General features: G+C 56.7%; 13 protein-coding genes. 4 read left to right on the forward strand and 9 right to left on the reverse strand.

Annotated features, from left to right (window positions below; translation table 11 throughout):
* Positions 1 to 19 precede the first annotated feature (19 nt).
* From DPO_RS02825 to DPO_RS02865, 9 genes are all read right to left on the reverse strand, one after another.
* Positions 20 to 4474: an FAD-dependent oxidoreductase gene (locus tag DPO_RS02825; protein ID WP_006964145.1), complete on the reverse strand. Its 4455-nt coding sequence runs from the start codon at positions 4472 to 4474 to the stop codon at positions 20 to 22.
* A gap of 142 nt (positions 4475 to 4616) precedes the next feature.
* The gene (locus tag DPO_RS02830) at positions 4617 to 5114 is read right to left on the reverse strand and encodes a hypothetical protein (RefSeq protein ID WP_006964146.1); all 498 of its coding nucleotides are present in this window, start codon (positions 5112 to 5114) and stop codon (positions 4617 to 4619) included.
* Between the two features lie 13 nt (positions 5115 to 5127).
* Positions 5128 to 5445 carry an IscA/HesB family protein gene (locus DPO_RS02835; RefSeq protein ID WP_006964147.1) on the reverse strand — a complete coding sequence of 106 codons (318 nt, stop codon included), beginning with the start codon at positions 5443 to 5445 and terminating at the stop codon, positions 5128 to 5130.
* Between the two features lie 55 nt (positions 5446 to 5500).
* Positions 5501 to 6346, reverse strand: a complete 846-nt coding sequence (locus DPO_RS02840; RefSeq protein ID WP_006964148.1) for an FAD/NAD(P)-binding protein — start codon at positions 6344 to 6346, stop codon at positions 5501 to 5503.
* A complete protein-coding gene (locus DPO_RS02845; RefSeq protein ID WP_006964149.1) occupies positions 6343 to 7377 on the reverse strand; it encodes a 4Fe-4S dicluster domain-containing protein in 1035 nt (344 codons plus the stop codon). Before DPO_RS02845 ends, DPO_RS02840 begins: the two co-directional genes overlap by 4 nt.
* Positions 7378 to 7433: 56 nt before the next feature.
* Positions 7434 to 8387, reverse strand: a complete 954-nt coding sequence (locus DPO_RS02850; protein WP_006964150.1) for a 4Fe-4S binding protein — start codon at positions 8385 to 8387, stop codon at positions 7434 to 7436.
* Complete coding sequence (locus tag DPO_RS02855; RefSeq protein WP_006964151.1) at positions 8387 to 8818, reverse strand: hydrogenase iron-sulfur subunit; 432 nt, start codon at positions 8816 to 8818, stop codon at positions 8387 to 8389. The genes DPO_RS02850 and DPO_RS02855 overlap by 1 nt, the downstream gene beginning before the upstream one ends.
* Before the next feature lie 15 nt (positions 8819 to 8833).
* Complete coding sequence (locus tag DPO_RS02860; RefSeq protein WP_006964152.1) at positions 8834 to 11887, reverse strand: FAD-dependent oxidoreductase; 3054 nt, start codon at positions 11885 to 11887, stop codon at positions 8834 to 8836.
* A gap of 17 nt (positions 11888 to 11904) precedes the next feature.
* Positions 11905 to 13185 carry a (Fe-S)-binding protein gene (locus DPO_RS02865; RefSeq protein ID WP_040011510.1) on the reverse strand — a complete coding sequence of 427 codons (1281 nt, stop codon included), beginning with the start codon at positions 13183 to 13185 and terminating at the stop codon, positions 11905 to 11907.
* A gap of 516 nt (positions 13186 to 13701) precedes the next feature.
* Here DPO_RS02865 and DPO_RS02870 point away from each other — a divergent pair.
* The 4 genes from DPO_RS02870 to DPO_RS02890 all read left to right on the forward strand — a co-directional run bounded on the left by DPO_RS02870 (position 13702) and on the right by DPO_RS02890 (position 17771).
* Complete coding sequence (locus tag DPO_RS02870; protein ID WP_006964155.1) at positions 13702 to 14643, forward strand: hydrogenase small subunit; 942 nt, start codon at positions 13702 to 13704, stop codon at positions 14641 to 14643.
* 78 nt (positions 14644 to 14721) lie between these two features.
* The gene (locus DPO_RS02875; RefSeq protein WP_006964156.1) at positions 14722 to 16359 is read left to right on the forward strand and encodes a nickel-dependent hydrogenase large subunit; all 1638 of its coding nucleotides are present in this window, start codon (positions 14722 to 14724) and stop codon (positions 16357 to 16359) included.
* Positions 16360 to 16460: 101 nt separating this feature from the next.
* Complete coding sequence (locus DPO_RS02880) at positions 16461 to 16946, forward strand: HyaD/HybD family hydrogenase maturation endopeptidase (protein ID WP_006964157.1); 486 nt, start codon at positions 16461 to 16463, stop codon at positions 16944 to 16946.
* Positions 16947 to 17267: 321 nt separating this feature from the next.
* Positions 17268 to 17771 (forward strand): ferritin family protein, encoded by a 504-nt coding sequence (locus DPO_RS02890; RefSeq protein WP_006964159.1) that lies wholly within the window; start codon positions 17268 to 17270, stop codon positions 17769 to 17771.
* Positions 17772 to 17791 lie beyond the last annotated feature (20 nt).

Here is a 17791-nt window from a genome sequence, read left to right on the forward strand (position 1 = left end):
CAGCCTCCTTTTTTTAATGTCAGGCAAACAGGGCATGGGACTTTTCGGTAAGCTGCCGGTCTGTAAAATGGTGCAGGGTCAGTATCTTGGCCGGGCATTCCGCCGCGCATATCCCGCACCCGTGACACAGGGCCGGATCGATCCAGGCATGGCCCTCTTTGATCCGGGGAACGTCATAGGGGCAGTTCCGCACACAGACCAGGCACCGGGCGCATTGTTCCGGATGGATATTTTCCGCCACCACCCCGCCCACCAGTATGTGGTCCCGGGAAAGAATCACCGAAGCCCTTGCCACGGCCGCCTGGGCCTGGGCAATGGTTTCATCCAGGGATTTGGGGTAATGGGCCAGGCCGGCCAGAAAAATGCCGTCGGACGAAAAATCAACCGGCCGCAGCTTGGCATGGGCCTCGTTCAAAAACCCGTCCGCATTCACCGGCACCTTGAACAGCTCGAACAGCTCCCTGTTTTCATGGGGCAGCACCGCCGAAGCCAGCACCACGGCATCCGCAGATATGGCCACATCCATCTTGAGAATCCGCTCTTTCACCGTGACCTGAAGGCTCAGGTCTTTGGATGACGAATCCAGCCCCTCCGGGGTGGTGACCCTGGGGGGTGCCTCCGGTTCATACCGGATGAACAGGATCCCTTTTTTCCGGGCCTCGGTGTACAGGTCTTCTTTCAGGCCATAGGTCCGAATATCCCGGTACAGAATATAGATATCCATATCCGGATGTTCCTGTTTGAGCATCAGGGCTTTTTTAATACTCACGGTGCAGCAGATCCGGGAACAGTAGGGGCGCTGGTCGTTTCTGGATCCCACGCACTGGATAAACACCACGGTTTTGACCCCATGGATCCCATGGCCCGGTTCTGCCATGGCCCGGTTCAGATCCAGGTGGGTATATACCCGGGGGTGACGGCCGTATGCATATTCATCGGGCACCGACTCTTTCCCGCCGGTGGCCAGGATCGTGGCCCCGTGCCGGACCGTGACCGCGACCGGTTTGCCGTCATCGGCCCGGGTCATGATCCGGGTGGTAAAATTGCCCAGGACCCCGGCAGTCTCCACCACCTCGCTGTTCTTGTATATCCGGACCCGGTCATGGCTTGACAGGGTTTCCGCCAGGTCCGAGACAAACGGCGGTACCGGTTCTCCCTGTACCGTTGTCAGCAGGTGCCCGGCCACGCCCCCCAGGGTGTCTTCCCGCTCAACCAGGGTCACGGGATATCCCTGGCAGGCGGCTGACAGGGCCGCGGTCATGCCCGCCACCCCGCCGCCCACCACCAGCAGGGATCTTTCGACATTCAGGGGAATCTGGTAAAGGGGCTGGGCACAATTGGCCCTGGCCACGGCCATGGCCACCAGGTCTTTGGCCTTGGCCGTGGCCTGGTCCGGGTTGTTCATATGCACCCAGGTGTTCTGGTCCCGGATATTGGCCATCTCAAACAGATACTTGTTCAATCCCGCCTCCCGGATGGTTTCCTGGAACAACGGTTCATGGGTCCGGGGGGAGCAGGACGCCACCACTACCCGGTTGATGCCGTGCTCGGCAATCACCGCTTTCATCTTGTCCTGGGTGTCCTGGGAACAGGTGAAAAGATTGTCCTCCACATGCACCACATGGGGCAGGGTCCGGGCAAATTCGCGCACCGCCGGCACATCCGCCACCCCGCCGATGTTGATGCCGCAGTTGCACACAAACACCCCCACCCGGGGCAGCTGACCGGAAAAATCCTGCTCCGGCGGCAGTTCCCGGGTCCGGGTCAGGCTGCCCCGGGCCGGTGCCAGGTGAGCGGCCGCACCGGCAGCAGCGGCCGAAGCCTCCATCACGGACTGGGGAATGTCCTTGGGTCCCTGGAACACCCCGCAGACAAAAATACCGCTGCGGCTGGTGGCCACAGGAGACAGGTCGGATGTACGGGCAAACCCGTGGGCATTGACATCGATCCCCAGATTTTCCGCCAGTTCACGGGTCTGTTCCGTGGTTTCAAGGCCCACGGAAAGTACCACCATATCGAATGTTTCCGTCTCAAGGCCCCCCTCTTCTGTCACATATTTCAACACCGGATTCTGATCGGCATCGCATTCCACAGTATGGACCCGGGACCGGATGAACCGGACACCTTTTTCCTGTTCCGCCCGCTGGTAATAGCGCTCGAATTCCTTGCCGTGGGTCCGCATATCCATGAAAAATACGGCCGTATCCAGAGGCCGGGGACTATGTTCCTTGGCAATAACGGTCTGTTTGGCGGCGATCATGCAGCACACCGAGGAACAATACCCGTGACTGCACGGGTTTTCGTCCCTGGACCCCACACACTGGAGCCAGGCGATCTTTTGAGGTTCCCGAAGGTCCGAGGGCCGCACCAGATGTCCCTGAAACGGTCCGGATGCAGACAGAATCCGTTCAAATTCCAGGGAGGTGACCACATTGGGGTTGCCCGTATAGTTGAGATGGGCAAGTGCAGACGGATCAAACGCCTTGAATCCCGGTGCCAGGATCACGGCCCCCACATCCAGAGAAACGGTCCGGGTGGCCATGGTATGGTCCACAGCGCCGGCCAGGCACACCTCTACACACTGGTAGCACTCGGAACAAATGCCGCAGGACAGACACCGGGCCGCTTCCCGGTCGATCAGCTCTTTGGCCAGGGCTCGGGTCACCTCCTTGAAATTGCCCTCTCTTTGTGCCACGGGCAGTTTTTCCGGCGTGATCCGCTGGATCTGCGGCACATTGTCTATTTCCGGTTTTTCAAAATCCCAGGATTTTTCACGGCCTTCGGCCAGGTCCAGGCCGTTGATAAACCGGTGAATGCTTTCCGCCGCAGTCTTTCCCGATGCCACGGCATCCACCACGGATTTGGGACCGTAAAATGCATCCCCGCCGGCAAACACCCATTCAATGGGGGTCTGGAGGGTGACCGGGTCCGCTTCATACCCGCCCGGCGGGGTCAGGGCGATGCCCTGGTCTTTGGCAAATTCAGTCTCTCCCATCTGGCCGATGGCCACGATCACGGTATCTGCTTCATGGGTGATCAACTGACAGTCATCGTACCGGGGATTGAACCGGCCGTTTTCATCAAATACCGATGTGCATTCCTGGAAGGAGACTTCCGTGACCTTACCGTCCTCATCACCGTAGAACCGCAACGGCCCCTTGCTGTTCACGATATTGACCTTTTCTTCCAGGGCCTCTTCGATCTCATAATCCCAGGCCGGCATCTCCTCTCTTTTTTCCAGGCACACCATGGTGACATCGTCGGATCCCAGGCGCCGGGCGGAGAGTGCCACATCCACGGCCACGTTGCCACCGCCGATGACAATGGTTTTGCCGGACAGTTTGTCTGCCCTGCCCATGGCAGCATCCCGCAGAAATGTGGTGCCGGCCAGAACCCCTTTCAGGTCTTCTCCTTGGACACCCAGAGAACGGGAACCGTGCAGGCCCGTGGCCATGAACACCGATGCAAATCCGTCTTTTTTCAGGCTGTCCAGGGTGATGTCTTTCCCGAACGCCATCCCGGTTTTGATCGTAACCCCCAGGGCTTCGATGACGGCGATCTCTTTTTCCAGTTCCACCTTGGGCAGCCGGTATTCGGGAATTCCCACCGCCATCATGCCGCCTTTTACCGGCAGTTTTTCATACACCGTCACCCCGTAACCCTTCTGGGCCAGGTAATAGGCTGCCGTAAGTCCGGCCGGGCCGGACCCGATAATGGCCACTTTCTCATCTCTTTTTTCATCTATTTCCGGTATCCAGGCAGATTCCTGTTCAAAATCCAGGTCTGCCAGAAACCGGTGCAGATACTGGATGGCCAGGGGCTGGTCTGCATCCCCTCTGGTGCACACCGCTTCACAGGGATGGTGACAGACCCGGCCGCAGGCCCCGGGAAACGGATGTTCCTGCTTGAACAGCTTCAATGCTTCCGCATATTTTTCCTGCTGCATCAGGGCGATGAACCCCTGGATGGACACATGGGCAGGACAGGTGGCTTTGCACGGGGCCACGGACCGTTTGTCGATGGCCCAGGCCCCGGGCATTCCCTGGGGATAGAGTTTATAAATGGCTTTGCGGCTTCCCAGTTCCTGGTCAAACCGGTTGGGAACCGTCACCGGACAAACCTTGGCACACTCGCCGCAGGACGTACATTTGTCCAGGTCCACAAACCGGGCCTGTTTTTCCAGGGTCACGGAAAACCGGCCGGCCTCACCCGTGATGCCGGTCACCCGGCTTCTGGTGTGCAGATCGATGTTCAGATGACGGCCCGCTTCCACCAGTTTGGGAGAGATCACACACATGGCGCAGTCATTGGTGGGAAAGGTCTTGTCCAGCTGGGCCATGACCCCGCCGATCTGGGGCTCCTGCTCCACCAGGTGAACCAGAAACCCGGAGTCCGCCAGATCCAGTGCCGCCTGAATCCCGGCGATCCCACCGCCAACCACCAACACTGCCCCGGTTTTTTCTTTCTGTGTCATTGCCCCTCCTCTTTTAGGTACTGAAAGTTGACATTTCCAACCGTTGGCTTTCTTCATCTTCAAAGATACGTCTGCCGCCGTTGAAAACGGATCGACCCTTTTGTCCGGTCTGGTTTCCCCGGTCAGAACCGAGATGATCTGCCTAGCGGGCCTGCACGCTTCTCACCAGCCCGCTGAACACTTCCCGCAGATCCTTCTGGGAAACCGGGGGCATCCGGTCGCACAGATCCTCCTCCGGGTCTGCAAAGGATAAGGGTGCAGGACAACTTTGCCGCCGTTTCTTTTGCGTGATCTCATAACAGACCATGGGGACCTCTGTCTGATGGGGTTTCCCCTTGCTGTTGGTATCCAGCCAGGTGTCACACCGGTCATGGGACCCCACAAAAAGGATGTACAATGCTGACTTGTCCTTGAGGCTGATCAGGCGGTACCCTTTTCCCAGGTCATACTTGAACAGCCTTCTGATCCGGGCATCCTTGGTTTTGGACAGACGGCCGGCCCGGGCCATGATGATGCCGTTTTTCAGGGCATCGATAATGGCCTCGGCCCGTTCTGCCGCAATTTTCGGCGCATTGTCCTGTGCCTTCATCTGTTCCAGGATTTTTTCCACTCTGGGATGGATTTGCAGTGTTTCAAGCATGCATGTCCTCCTGTTATGATCCGCAGCACCCACCTCCGGTACCGCAAGAGCTGCATCCCCCGCCTCCCAGTTCCAGGCTGGATGAGATATTAAACCCCATGCCCGTATAATCCACCGTCACGGGCTGGGCCTTTTTCAGTAGCTCGGTTTCCATGATATAATCCACATCGCCCTGGGTGAAGACAGTATCCGCCTCTTTTGGCTGATCCAATGCCATGGCCAGTGATGGTCCCCCGCATCCGGATGTGATAAAAAGCCGGACCGGTGATTTTTCCTTGCCGTCAAAATATTTGGCCACCTCTTTCCGGGCAGCCTGGGTCACAGTAATCATGTGTCTCTCCTTTTGGTTATTGCAGTTGCTGCCGGATCTTTGTCCGGCAGATGAGTTAAAACTCCCCGGGGGTTTTGTTCAGATACGCCAGGGTAAATACCGGCCCGTCCCTGCAGACCAGTTCCTGTCCGATATTGCACCTGCCGCACATGCCGATGCCGCATTTCATCCGGTTTTCCAGGCTCATGAGAATATTTTCGTCCCCGTATCCCAGGTCCGCCAGAACCGGCCGGGTGAATTTGATCATCACCGGGGGACCGCATACGATGGCCACTGAATTGCCGGTACTTTCCGGGGCACATTCGCCTGCCACCGCAGGAACAAATCCGGTGTGATGGGGCCAGTCCGGGTCATCCGTCTCATCCACAGTGATATGCATGTTGATCCCCGGCTGTCTGCACCACTGGTCCAGTTCGTCCTGATACAGCAGCATGCCGGGATTTCTGGCACCGTATACCACATCGATGGTGCCGTATTGGTCCCGGACATCCGGCTGCATCAGGGTAATGATGGTCGACCGCAGGGTGGTAAAGGCGAACCCGCCCCCGATGATCAGCAAATTTTTCTTTGTCATCTGTTCCAGAGGAAACCCGTTTCCCATGGGCCCCCGGATGCCCATGACATCCCCTTGTTTCATGTTATGTAAAAACGTGGTCACTTTGCCGGTTTTGAATACGGTAAATTTGACGATCCCTTTTTCCGACGGGGCGGAAGCGATGCCGATGGGAATTTCCCCCACCCGGGGAACCGAGAGCATGGCAAACTGACCGGACCGGTAGGAAAATGCGGCCTCATCCGCTTGGTGAATGAATGCAAACGTAAAGGTTTTCAGGGACCTGTCCGCGGTTTCGGTTTTGATCTCTTTGATGGTTACCGGATACGGGTCATACGGGTTGTTCATGTCACCGCCTCCAGACGGCTCAAGGCCTGATGAATGGTTCGGATATCGATGCCGGCGGGACATAACCGGATGCACCGGCCGCATCCCACGCACATGGGACCGGCCCCGTATTTGTCGGCAAAATACTTGAGCTTGTGCATAAACCGGTTCCTGAACCGCTGCCACCCTTGCTGGCGGGGGTTGTGGCCGGATGCATGGGCCGAATACAAGGCAGACATGCACGAATCCCATAGTTTGAGGCGGACCCCTTTTTGCCCCCGGGCCTCGTCCTGAATGTCGAAACACCAGCAGGTGGGACACACAAACGTGCAGGTGTTGCAGTTGATGCAGCCGAATGCCAGGGCTTCCCAATCCGCCTGCTCATACAGATCCAAGGTGGAAACAGGGTCCAGGGAGCCGAATTCCCGGGGAGACGTCATTGATTTTTCAGCCCGGGTTTTCAATTCGGCAATGGTTGAGGCAACGGCCGTTTTTTTCTCCGCCGGTATGGGGACCAGCCCGGCGGCCCGGGCAAAGGCCTCACCCTTGTCTGTCAGGATTTTGCCCGCCAGTGCATCTCCAAGGTCCACCAACAGCATATCCAGCCCGGTCTCGTCAAAGGGACCTGTGCCGCAGCTGGTACTGAAATTGGCCGGGTCCGGCTGATTTTCCGCCAGCCCCACCAGGGTGAGGTTCTCAAACCGGGAAAGAAAAAACGGATCTTTGTATTCCGGGGTGTCAAAATTGTATTTGAGCAGGTGCAGGGCTTTGGCATCATAGGGCCGGATTCCTACGGCCGCCTGGGGCGGCAAACCTGCCAGGTCCGGCCCTGTCCAGTCATTCCCGGAAAATGTCAACAGGGGATCGGATGGGGGAAATACCACTGCCTTGGGTGACACCAATGTATGTTGGTAGCTCAGGTCCGGGGTCTGACCGGGTTCCAAGTGCCTGAAAGTGTGACCGTGGAAGGTTTCCACCGGCCCGCTGAGCAGATATGTCTCCTGGGCCCGGGTCATGGCACCGGCCAGATCTGTTTTATTAATGATGATCATACAAGAAAATCCCTCATGCAAAAAAATAATCTGTTACTTGTGGAAACTTCGGCCTGTTACCGGAAAAAATCATTGGGGTCATTGACCTGGAACCTGTCCAGAACCGGCCGCTGATCCGGATTCAACCCGGCTTCCTCCCCGAAATGGTTCACACAGTCCATGATGGTTTTCCGGGTAAAGGACCGGACCCTGATATTCATGGGACAGGCTGCCTCGCATGCCCCGCAGTCCGTACACCGGCCGGTATCATGAAACGCCCGGACCAGGTGATAGGTTGTCACATCCACCGGGTCCGGGGTCTTGCCCACCCACTGGGGCGAAGATTCATCCACAAAACAGGTGGGGCAGTAACACAGGGGACAGGCATCCCGGCAGGCATAACAGCGGATGCAGTCTTTGAGCAGGTGCTGGAAATACGCCTGTTTTTCCCCGGGATCCATTTTCTGGACCGCCGTCACATCCGCAAACCGGTCCAGCAGATCCGGTTCCGGCACCGCAGGACCTGCCAGCGCGTCATAGATCACCGGATTGTGCCGGATGCAGGTGACGCAGTTGTCCTGGAGCAGGTCCTGCCGGGACAGGGTATGGGTGGTTCCTTGCGTGGTTTCCACTTCGATCTGTTCCCCCCGGTCGTTCACGCGGATCAGATCCCAACCGCCGGCAGCGGCCCGGAGTTTGTTTTTATCCGCCATGCCGGAACAGGGAACCCCGATGATATACAGGTCTTCCCGTTTCACCCGGTTTTCAGTCATCTGAATGACCAGGTTCCGGCTGTCGCATCCCTTGGCCACAATTCCGGTCCGGCCTTTGAGGCCCGGCACGAATGTGGCCAGGTTCATGCGACAGTTGCAGTTGAACACCAGATGCTCCGCCTCTTTTGGGTTTCGGGCCAGAAAGGGCCGGGTGACGGCAGCCAGGCTTCCCTGGCAGAATCCCACCACCTGGTCCACTTTTTTCTGGGCCAGCAGGTCTTTGGCCATCTGCCGGATCCGGGTTTCCATCTCCTTCATCAGGCCACCTCCGGCAGCTGCTTGACCAGTTTTCCGGCCGGCCCCAGGGCCCGGATATCGGCAATCACCTGTTGGGCCACCTCGGCAAACTTGACCCCCTCGGCCGAGGAGATCCAGGAAAACTGCAGGCGGCCGGGTTCCAGCCCGGTATATTCCAGCAGCTCTTTGAGCAGAACAAATTTGCGCCGGGCATAAAAGTTGCCTTCAATATAATGGCAGTCACCGGGATGGCACCCGGAAATCCAGACGCCGTCCGCACCGCTGCGGATGGCATGGAGCACCATTTTAACGGACACCCGGCCCGAACAGGGGATCCGGATGATTCTCATGTTGGGCGGGTACTGAAACCGGCTCACACCGGCCAGGTCCGCAGCCCCGTAGCTGCACCAGTTGCACAGAAAGGTGATGATTCTGGGTTCGAATTCAGTCATATGCTTAAACTCCGCTTAAAAGGCATGGTCAATCATGGCCATGATCTGTTGTTCTTTATATCCCATCAATTCCACGGCACCGGACCGGCAGGAGGCGGTGCACAGGCCGCATCCCTTGCACAGCACCGGGTTGACCCGGGCCTTTCCCGCATCCCGCCCGTCTGGGATCATTTCAGGGGCGCTGTAGGGACACACGGCCACACAAACCCCGCAGCCGCTGCAAACGGCGGTATTTACCTGTGCGGTATTGCCCAGGGTCTTGATTTCATGCTTGGCAAACAGGCGGCTGACACCGGCGGCCGCTGCCTGGGCCTGGGCAATGGATTCATCAATGGGTTTGGGATAATGGGCCAGGCCGCATAAAAACACCCCGTCCACGGCAAAGTTGGAAGGGGCCAGCTTGACATGGGCTTCGGCAAAAAACCCGTCGCTGTCCATGGGCACTTTGAACAGTTTGGCCAGGGCATCCTCTTTCCGGGACACCACTGCCGATGCCAGCACCACCAGGTCCGCCGGAATCCGGACCGGCTGCCGGAGCACATGGTCCATGACCGTTACGGTCAGGCCGTCTTTTTCCCGGGTCACATCCGGTTTGTTGTCTACACTGTACCGGATGAACACCACCCCTTTTTCCCGGGCTTCCTGGTAGAGCCGCTCTTTTTCCCCGTAGGTGCGGATATCCCGGTACAGGATATATACATCCATCTGCGGGTTCATCTCTTTGAGGTGCAGGGCCGATGCAATGGAATGGGTACAGCAGATCCGGGAACAATAGGGCCGGTCCGGCTCCCTGGACCCCACGCACTGGATGAACACGGCGGTTTTTGCCGTGGTCACCAGGTCATCGTTCTGCATGATTTTCTCATCCAGGGAAAGTCCGGTGATCACCCGGGGGGACTTATTGTACAGATATTCATCCGGCTGAAATTCTTTTGCGCCCGTGGCAATCACTACTGCCCCGTGCCGGACGGTGATATCCCCTGCCGGACCGGTGATCCGGGATTCGAAATTGCCCACAAATCCGTTCACCCCGGCCAGGGTACTTTCCAGATGTGTCCGGATCCGGTCATGGTCCAGCACCCGTCTTTGCAGCGCTTCCAGACCGGTCTGCACATCCGCACCCGTGGCGGTCTGCAAAATCCGGTTGGCCTGGCCTCCCAGACAATGTTGTTTTTCCACCAGGGTGACGTCAAATCCCTGATCTGCCATGGACAGGGCCGCACTCATGCCGGAGATCCCGCCCCCCACCACCAGCAGGTCCTTGTCCACGGACAGGCTTTCCTCTTTGAGCGGGGTGAACAGGGCCACCTTGGCCACGGCCATGGCCACACTTTCCATGGCCTTTTTTGTGGCCGCCTCCGGGTCATCCTTGTGGACCCAGGAGTTGTGGTTCCGGATATTCACCATTTCAAACAGATACTTGTTCAATCCGGCCTGGGCCAGGGTCTCCTGGAACAGGGGTTCATGGGTTCTGGGACTGCATGCGGCCACCACCACCCGGTTCAGCCCTTTGTCCCGGATAATGCCGGTGATGATCTCCTGGGCATCCTGGGAACAGGAGTACAGGTTGTCATCGGCAAATGCCACAAACGGCAGGGCAGCGGCAAAATCTCTCACCGCCCCCACATCCACCACACCGCTGATGTTGATGCCGCAGTGACAGACAAACACGCCGATGCGCGGCACCTCGCCGGTCACGTCCCGCTCGGGAACTTTTTCCACGGTTTTTACCAATGTGCCCCGGCTTTTGGAAACGGCCGTACCGGCACACAGGGCCGCAGATCCCGCCTCGATCACGGACTGGGGAATGTCCTTGGGACCCTGGAATGCACCGCACACATAGATGCCGTCCCGGGAGGTGGTGGTGGGGGAAAAAGAATGGGTGTTACAGAAACCGGATGCCGTGAGATCGATGCCGATTTTTTGGGCAAAGGCCCGGGTTTCTGCATCGATCTGCATGCCCACGGACAGTACCACCAGGTCGGCATCGGTCTGGGCCGCTGCGCCGGCCTCGTCGTCGAAATAATCCAGGGTGGGGCAGGGTTTGTCCGGGGCCTGGTACACGGAATGGACCCGGCACCGGACAAACCGGATGCCGTGCTTGTCCCTTGCCTCGTTGAAGCAGGCCTCAAACCCCTTGCCGTGGGTACGCATGTCCATGTAGAAGATGGTGCATGCCAGGGAGGGATCATGTTCCTTGGCAATGATGGCCTGCTTGATGGCGTACATACAGCACACAGACGAACAGTGGGCATTGTCGCACCGGTTGATGTCCCGGGAGCCCACGCATTGCAGCCAGGCGATGTGACGGGGTTCGGCCCCGTCGGACAGCCGGGTGACATGACCTTTTTTCGGACCGGATGCCGACAGCATCCGTTCAAATTCCAGGGAGGTCACCACATCCTTGAGCTGGTGCCAGCCGTATATCGGCGAATCACCGGGATGGTACGCCTCAAACCCCGGGGCCAGGATCACTGCCCCCACCTGCAGGGTAAGGGTTTTATCCGTATCCTGAAAATTGACGGCACCGGCGGGGCACACTTTTTCACAAATGCCGCACCTGTCTTTGGTCAGCTTGATGCAGTGGACCGGATCGATGACATATTTGAGGGGAACGGCCTGGGCATAGGGAACATAGACGGCTTTTCGCTTATCCAGCCCCTGGTTGTAGACGTCCGCCACTTTTTTAGGGCATTTTTCCGCACAGGCCCCGCAGCCCACACATTTATCCAGGTCCACGTACCGGGCCTTCTGAAAGATTTCAACAGAAAAATTGCCTTTTTGCCCCTGTATATCCTGAATCGTGGCAAGGGTGACCAGTTCGATATTGATGTGCCGTCCCACCTCCACCAGTTTGGGGGACATGATGCACATGGAACAGTCATTGGTGGGAAAAGTCTTGTCCAGCTGGGCCATGACCCCGCCGATGGCCGGACCCTGCTCCACCAGGTAAACGAAAAATCCGGAATCCGCCAGGTCCAGGGCCGCCTGGATGCCGGCAATACCGCCGCCGGCCACCAGGACCGCGCCCACCGGGGAATCGGATGTATTTAAAATGGGAGTACCCATAGAATCTCTCCTTTGTGTCAAAGCCCGTATTCGGCCAGGTCCGGCCCCAGATAGGTCCGCTCGTTTTCACCCAGAATGCCCATGGACAGGCAGATCAAGGTCCACAGATGCACCGTGTAATAGTCACCGCCATGGGCATGGGCCATATCTTCGATCTGGGCATGGCAGTTGTGACAGGGTGTCACCACATAATTGGCCCCCGTGGCCTGGATCTGATCGAACTTGGTTTTGCCATATTGTCTGCGTTCATCCGTGTACCCGGCCTGGAGGGCCCCGCCTCCACCGCCGCAGCAGAAGTTGTTGGATTTATTGGGGGCCATTTCCACAAAATTCTCTTCCCCCACCACCTGTTTGACCACGTACCGCAGGTCATCGGCAAAACGGTCTCCCAGCGATTTTCTCACCACGTTGCAGGGGTCCTGGACCGTGAATTTGATACCGGTCGTATTCCAGCCGGATGTGACGGGCAGTTTTCCCTCCCGGATCCATCGGGCGTAATATTCCACAATGCTTCTGAATTCAAATTTGTGAGGGATGTTGAACCGCTGGAGACCGGCCCAGACCGCATAAAAAGAGTGGCCGCATTCCGTATTGAGAAACACCTTGCAGCCCAGTTTGTCGATATGTTCGGCCTGGGCCCGGACGATCTTTTCCCAGGATGCATCATCGGCCAGGAACATGCAGTAGTTTTCTCCCCCCCACATGTCGGAATAATAGGTCCAGTCAGCCCCGACCTTGTGAAGGATCTTCCACAACGGCATGAGCTCATCCGGCTCGGTCACGGGTTCCCGGGAGTTCTGGTTCAAAGCGAAATAGGCCCCTTCCCGGTCCAGGTCCACGGTAAGCTCTTCAAACCCTTCCTGCTCCCGGCACTCTTCAGCCACATCTTCCACCGTGAACTGAAAATCCTCCAGAGGGACTCCCATGGCCCCGCCCCGGGAGCGTACATGGTGATCGCAGGACCCCAGAATACCTTTGGGCCGTTCCTCCCTGGGCCACTGGGACCGCAGGTAAAAGATGAGCTGGGGAATGTTGAGTTTCATGGGGCAGGCATCATAGCAGCGGTTGCACATGGTGCAGGCCCACACCCAGGGATGACGTTCCAGCTCCCGGTCCAGGCCGAAAACCGCCATGCGCAGAAATTTTCTGGGATCCATATCCATCAAACCCGTGGCAGGACAGCCACTGGTACAGGTACCGCAGGTCAGACAGGCCGACAGATTGCCGTCCGGGATGAGTTGTTTGACTTTGTCGCTGATCCCGTTGGAAGAACGGGTCAATTGAATTGCTTCCGGCATCATATCTTTCCCTCCACAGGGTGATCTCCTATTGGTCACACATCACCCGGAATCAAAGGGAAAGAGTGAGCAGCCGTCAGGTCACGGTCCCCCCTTTTTTCCCGGGAACAATCAGCTGCTGCCGGACACGGGCAGCGCTGTTCTCATTCACTCATTGTCTGCCGGGGTAATACCGCATGGGTTTCTTCCTCATTATCTAAGGTTTCGGATCGGTCATCTTCGGTTTCAGCGAAGCAATCCATTTTTTTCCTGGTGTTATTATTAAAATTTCCGGATTTTGGCAAATTGATAATATTAATATTTTATTGTTTTCCCATAGAAATAATAAATGATATAGTGCCATTTGACTTTTTCACCTTTCATTTCTGTTTTGCTCTGCTCTGTTCTAATCATAGATAAAAACTATGGGGTTCATCAAGTCTATTCAATCAATCAATTTGATTTCAGTGGCATCCCGGGGTATGAAAAAAGATGTCTGCAGCATTGTGTAACAATCCAACAACGAATGGAGGTGCCATGAAAACAGATCAGCAGATCGAATTTTACGACAACCTGGAGAAAAAAGGGGTCTCACGAAGGGACTTTCTCAAGTATTGTACCGCCCTCACCGCAACCATGGGCCTGTCCTATTCCTGCGTGGGCAAGGTGGCGGAACAGATCGAGGCAGCCGCAGCACAGCGGCCGGCCGTTATCTGGCTGCATTTTGGTGAATGCACCGGGTGTTCGGAGGCATTTTTACGGACCCCGGATGTGGGGGGGATCATCCTGGAAACCATTTCAGTTGAATACCATGAAACCATCATGGCGGCATCCGGACATCAGGCAGAGCAAAACCTTCACAATGCAGTCAAACAGTATGACGGCAAATTTGTCTGTGTGGTGGAAGGGGCCATTGCCACGGCCCATAACGGGGCATACGGCAAAGTCGGGGGCAGAACCTTTCTGGACATCGCCTGGGATGTCATCCCCCATGCCGCTGTCACCCTTGCCATCGGCTCCTGTGCCGCTTACGGCGGGGTAGCAGCCGCCGCTCCCAACCCCGGAGGATACAAAGGAGTCACCGATGCCATTGGCGCGCCGGCCATCAACCTGCCGGGCTGCCCCATGAATCCGTTGAACCTCTTAGGCACCATTCTCAAATACCTGAACAATGAACCCATGGAAATGGATGGATACGGCAGGCCCCTGTTTGCCTATGGTGAGAGTGTCCATGACCGGTGTCCCCGGCTGAAACATTATGAAAATTTCGAATTTGCCACGGAATTCGGGTCCAAAGAGGTGGAAATGGGCTACTGCCTTTTAGATCTGGGATGTAAAGGTCCGGAAACCTATAACAATTGTCCTACCGCAAAATTCAATGACAGCACCAGTTTTCCCATCCAGGCGGGGCACCCCTGTATCGGGTGCAGTGAACCCGGCTTCTGGGACACCATGACCCCGTTTTACGAAGAAACCTGATGACATAGCACCATTGAAAATACGAATTACAGAAAAAATCGGGTATGAAACCCGATACCAAAAGAAAGGAAAATGATTATGGGCCAACGAATCCTTATCGATCCCATTACCAGAATAGAGGGACATTTACGCATTGAAGTGGAGGTGGAGAACGGCCGGGTCAAAGATGCCTGGAGTTCAGGCCAGATGTTCCGGGGCATAGAAATGATGCTCAAGGGCCGCGATCCCAGGGATGCCCACCATTTTGTCCAGCGGTCCTGCGGGGTGTGCACCTATGTCCATGCCCTGTCATCGGCCAGGGCCGTGGAAGCGGCCTGCAACATCACCATCCCGGACAATGCACGGATCATCCGGAACCTGCTCCACGGGGCACAGTACCAGCATGACCATATCGTGCATTTTTATCATCTGCACGCCCTGGACTGGGTGGACATCGTGTCCGCCCTGTCTGCCGACCCGGTGAAAACCGCTTCACTGTCGGAAAATGTCAGCGGCCGTCCCGGAACGGCCGATTATTTCAGAACGGTCCAGGACAAATTAAAGACCTTTGTCAACAGCGGCCAGCTGGGGCCATTCAACAACGCCTACTGGGGGCATCCCGCCTACCAGCTGCCGGCTGAAGCCAACCTCATGGCCGCCTCCCATTACCTGGAAGCCCTGAAACTCCAGGCCAAAGCCGCCCGGATGCATGCCATCTTCGGCGGCAAAAACCCCCATCCCCAGTCCCTGGTGGTGGGCGGTGTCACCTGTATCGGGGATCTGACACCTGAACGGCTCGATGAATTTTACGGGATCTGGAAAGAGACCAAAGAATTTGTGGACCAGGTCTATATCCCGGATATTCTGGCCGTGGCCTCATTTTACAAGGACTGGGCCGGCATCGGCGGCAACAACGCCACCTATCTGGCGTATGGGGATTTTCCCCGCAAAGGCGTGGACGACGACCTGCTGCTGCCCGGCGGGGTCCTGATGGGGGACCTTACACCCAAACCCCTGGACACGAATCTGATCACCGAAGATGTCACCCGGGGCTGGTATGAACCCGGAGAATCCAGACATCCCTATCAGGGTGAAACCAAACCCATACCGGCGGAGGTCACATATAACACGGATGACAAGTACTCCTGGATCAAAGCCCCCCGGTATGACGGCAGATCCGCAGAGGTGGGTCCCCTGGCCCGGAACCTGGTGGCCTACACCCGGGGCCAGAAAGATGTGAAACAGCTGGTGGACCATGTCCTTTCCACTCTGGGCGTGGGCACGGAGGCGTTGTTCTCCACGCTGGGCAGGACCGCTGCCAGAGGGATTGAAACCGCTGTGGTGGGCAATGCCATGGAAACCTGGATTGATGAACTGCGGACCAATATCGCCAGAGGGGATAAAGAGATCTACCAGCCCTGGACCATGCCGGACACGGGCATGGGATACGGGCTCAATGATGTCCCGAGAGGGGCATTGGGCCACTGGATCGAAATCGACAAGGGCATGATCAAAAATTACCAGTATGTGGTTCCCTCCACCTGGAATTTAGGACCCAGGGATGCGCAAAACCAGAAAGGGCCGGTGGAAAATTCCCTGATCGGCACCCCCGTGGCGGATCCCAAACAGCCTCTGGAAATCCTGCGCACGGTCCATTCCTATGACCCGTGCATTGCCTGTGCCATCCATGTGATCGATCCCCACACCAATGAAACATACAAGGTCCGGGTCATCTGATACTGATCATCTGAACCGATCGCGGACATCCGGTGCCGGCAGCCTGTACCGCCGGCACCGGACACATTGAAACAGACCCATACAAAAAAAGATTTGAACATATGACAGATAATATCACCGTGCTGGGAGTGGGAAACATCCTGTACCAGGATGACGGGGTGGGCATCCGTGTGGTGGAAGCCCTGTCACAGGGCTATGACTTTTCCGACAATGTCTCCATAGTGGACGGCGGGGTTCTGGGGATCAACCTTTTAGGGATCATCTCCCAGGCCGGCCGCCTCATTGTGGTGGATACCGTCATCAACCACGGCCGGCCCGGGGACCTCCACCGCCTGGAACATCAGGACATCCCCCACCGGATCCTGGCCAAAAACTCCCTTCACCAGGTGGACCTCATCGAAGCCCTGACCCTGTGCCAGGCCCTGGACCATGTGCCGGAAACCACCATCATTGGGATCGAGCCCCAAAACCTGAACACCCTTAATGAAAACCTGACACCCCTGATCCGGTCCCGGCTGCCGGCCCTGATCGAAAAGGTGCTGGAAGAGATTGTTCTCAGTGGAGGGACCTATACCCGAAAAATCTGACATGAACATCCATCCGGATATGACCATTTTTGATATCGTATCCACCCATCAGAACACGATTGCCGTATTCAAATCATTTGACGAACAGGCCAACGAATGTATCTGCTGTACTTTTCTGTTCATGACGATCCGTGATGTAGCGGCAATATACAACTTCGACCTTGCGAGTTTTCTCTCAACCGTTTCAGGAAAATTCTCAGACAGGACCCTTGTCCCGGCTTTTGAAGTTGAATGCCCCGATGAAAGATGTTAAGAAGAATCTGACGGCACGGAACACAACTTGTAACCGGTTCAAACGGAACGTAACAGGAGATCGCCCCCATGGAAAAATCAAATTCACTGAATATCCTTAAAAGCGCCTTTCTGATGGAACGTCAGGGCAAAAGCCTGTATGAGACCGCCCGGGACAAGGCGGAGGATGAGGCAGTCAAACGTTTTTTCGACGACCTGGCAACCGAGGAAGCCCAGCACATGAAAATGCTGGAGGCACAGTTCAAATCCATCATGCAGAGCGGTAAATTTGCGGCCGGCGGGTATGAAGCCAACGGGACCGGAGACACGCCGCCGCCCATTCTCAGTCAGGACCTGAAGAACAAAATCAACACGGCCGGATTTGAAGCGACCGCCATCACGGCCGCGGTGGCGTTTGAACAAAAAGCGGTCAAACTGTATGGGGAACGGGCTGACGCCACCACGGATCCAGAGGAAAAAAAGCTCTATCAATGGCTGTCATCCTGGGAACAGACCCATCTGCAAAAGCTGCTGACCCTCCAGGAAGATCTGAATCAGCGGATCTGGGAGGACAACAGTTTCTGGCCATTTTAATGATGGGAAAAGGAGAAAAA

The organism is Desulfotignum phosphitoxidans DSM 13687, from assembly GCF_000350545.1.
In the GTDB taxonomy this organism is placed as follows: Bacteria; Desulfobacterota; Desulfobacteria; order Desulfobacterales; family Desulfobacteraceae; genus Desulfotignum; species Desulfotignum phosphitoxidans.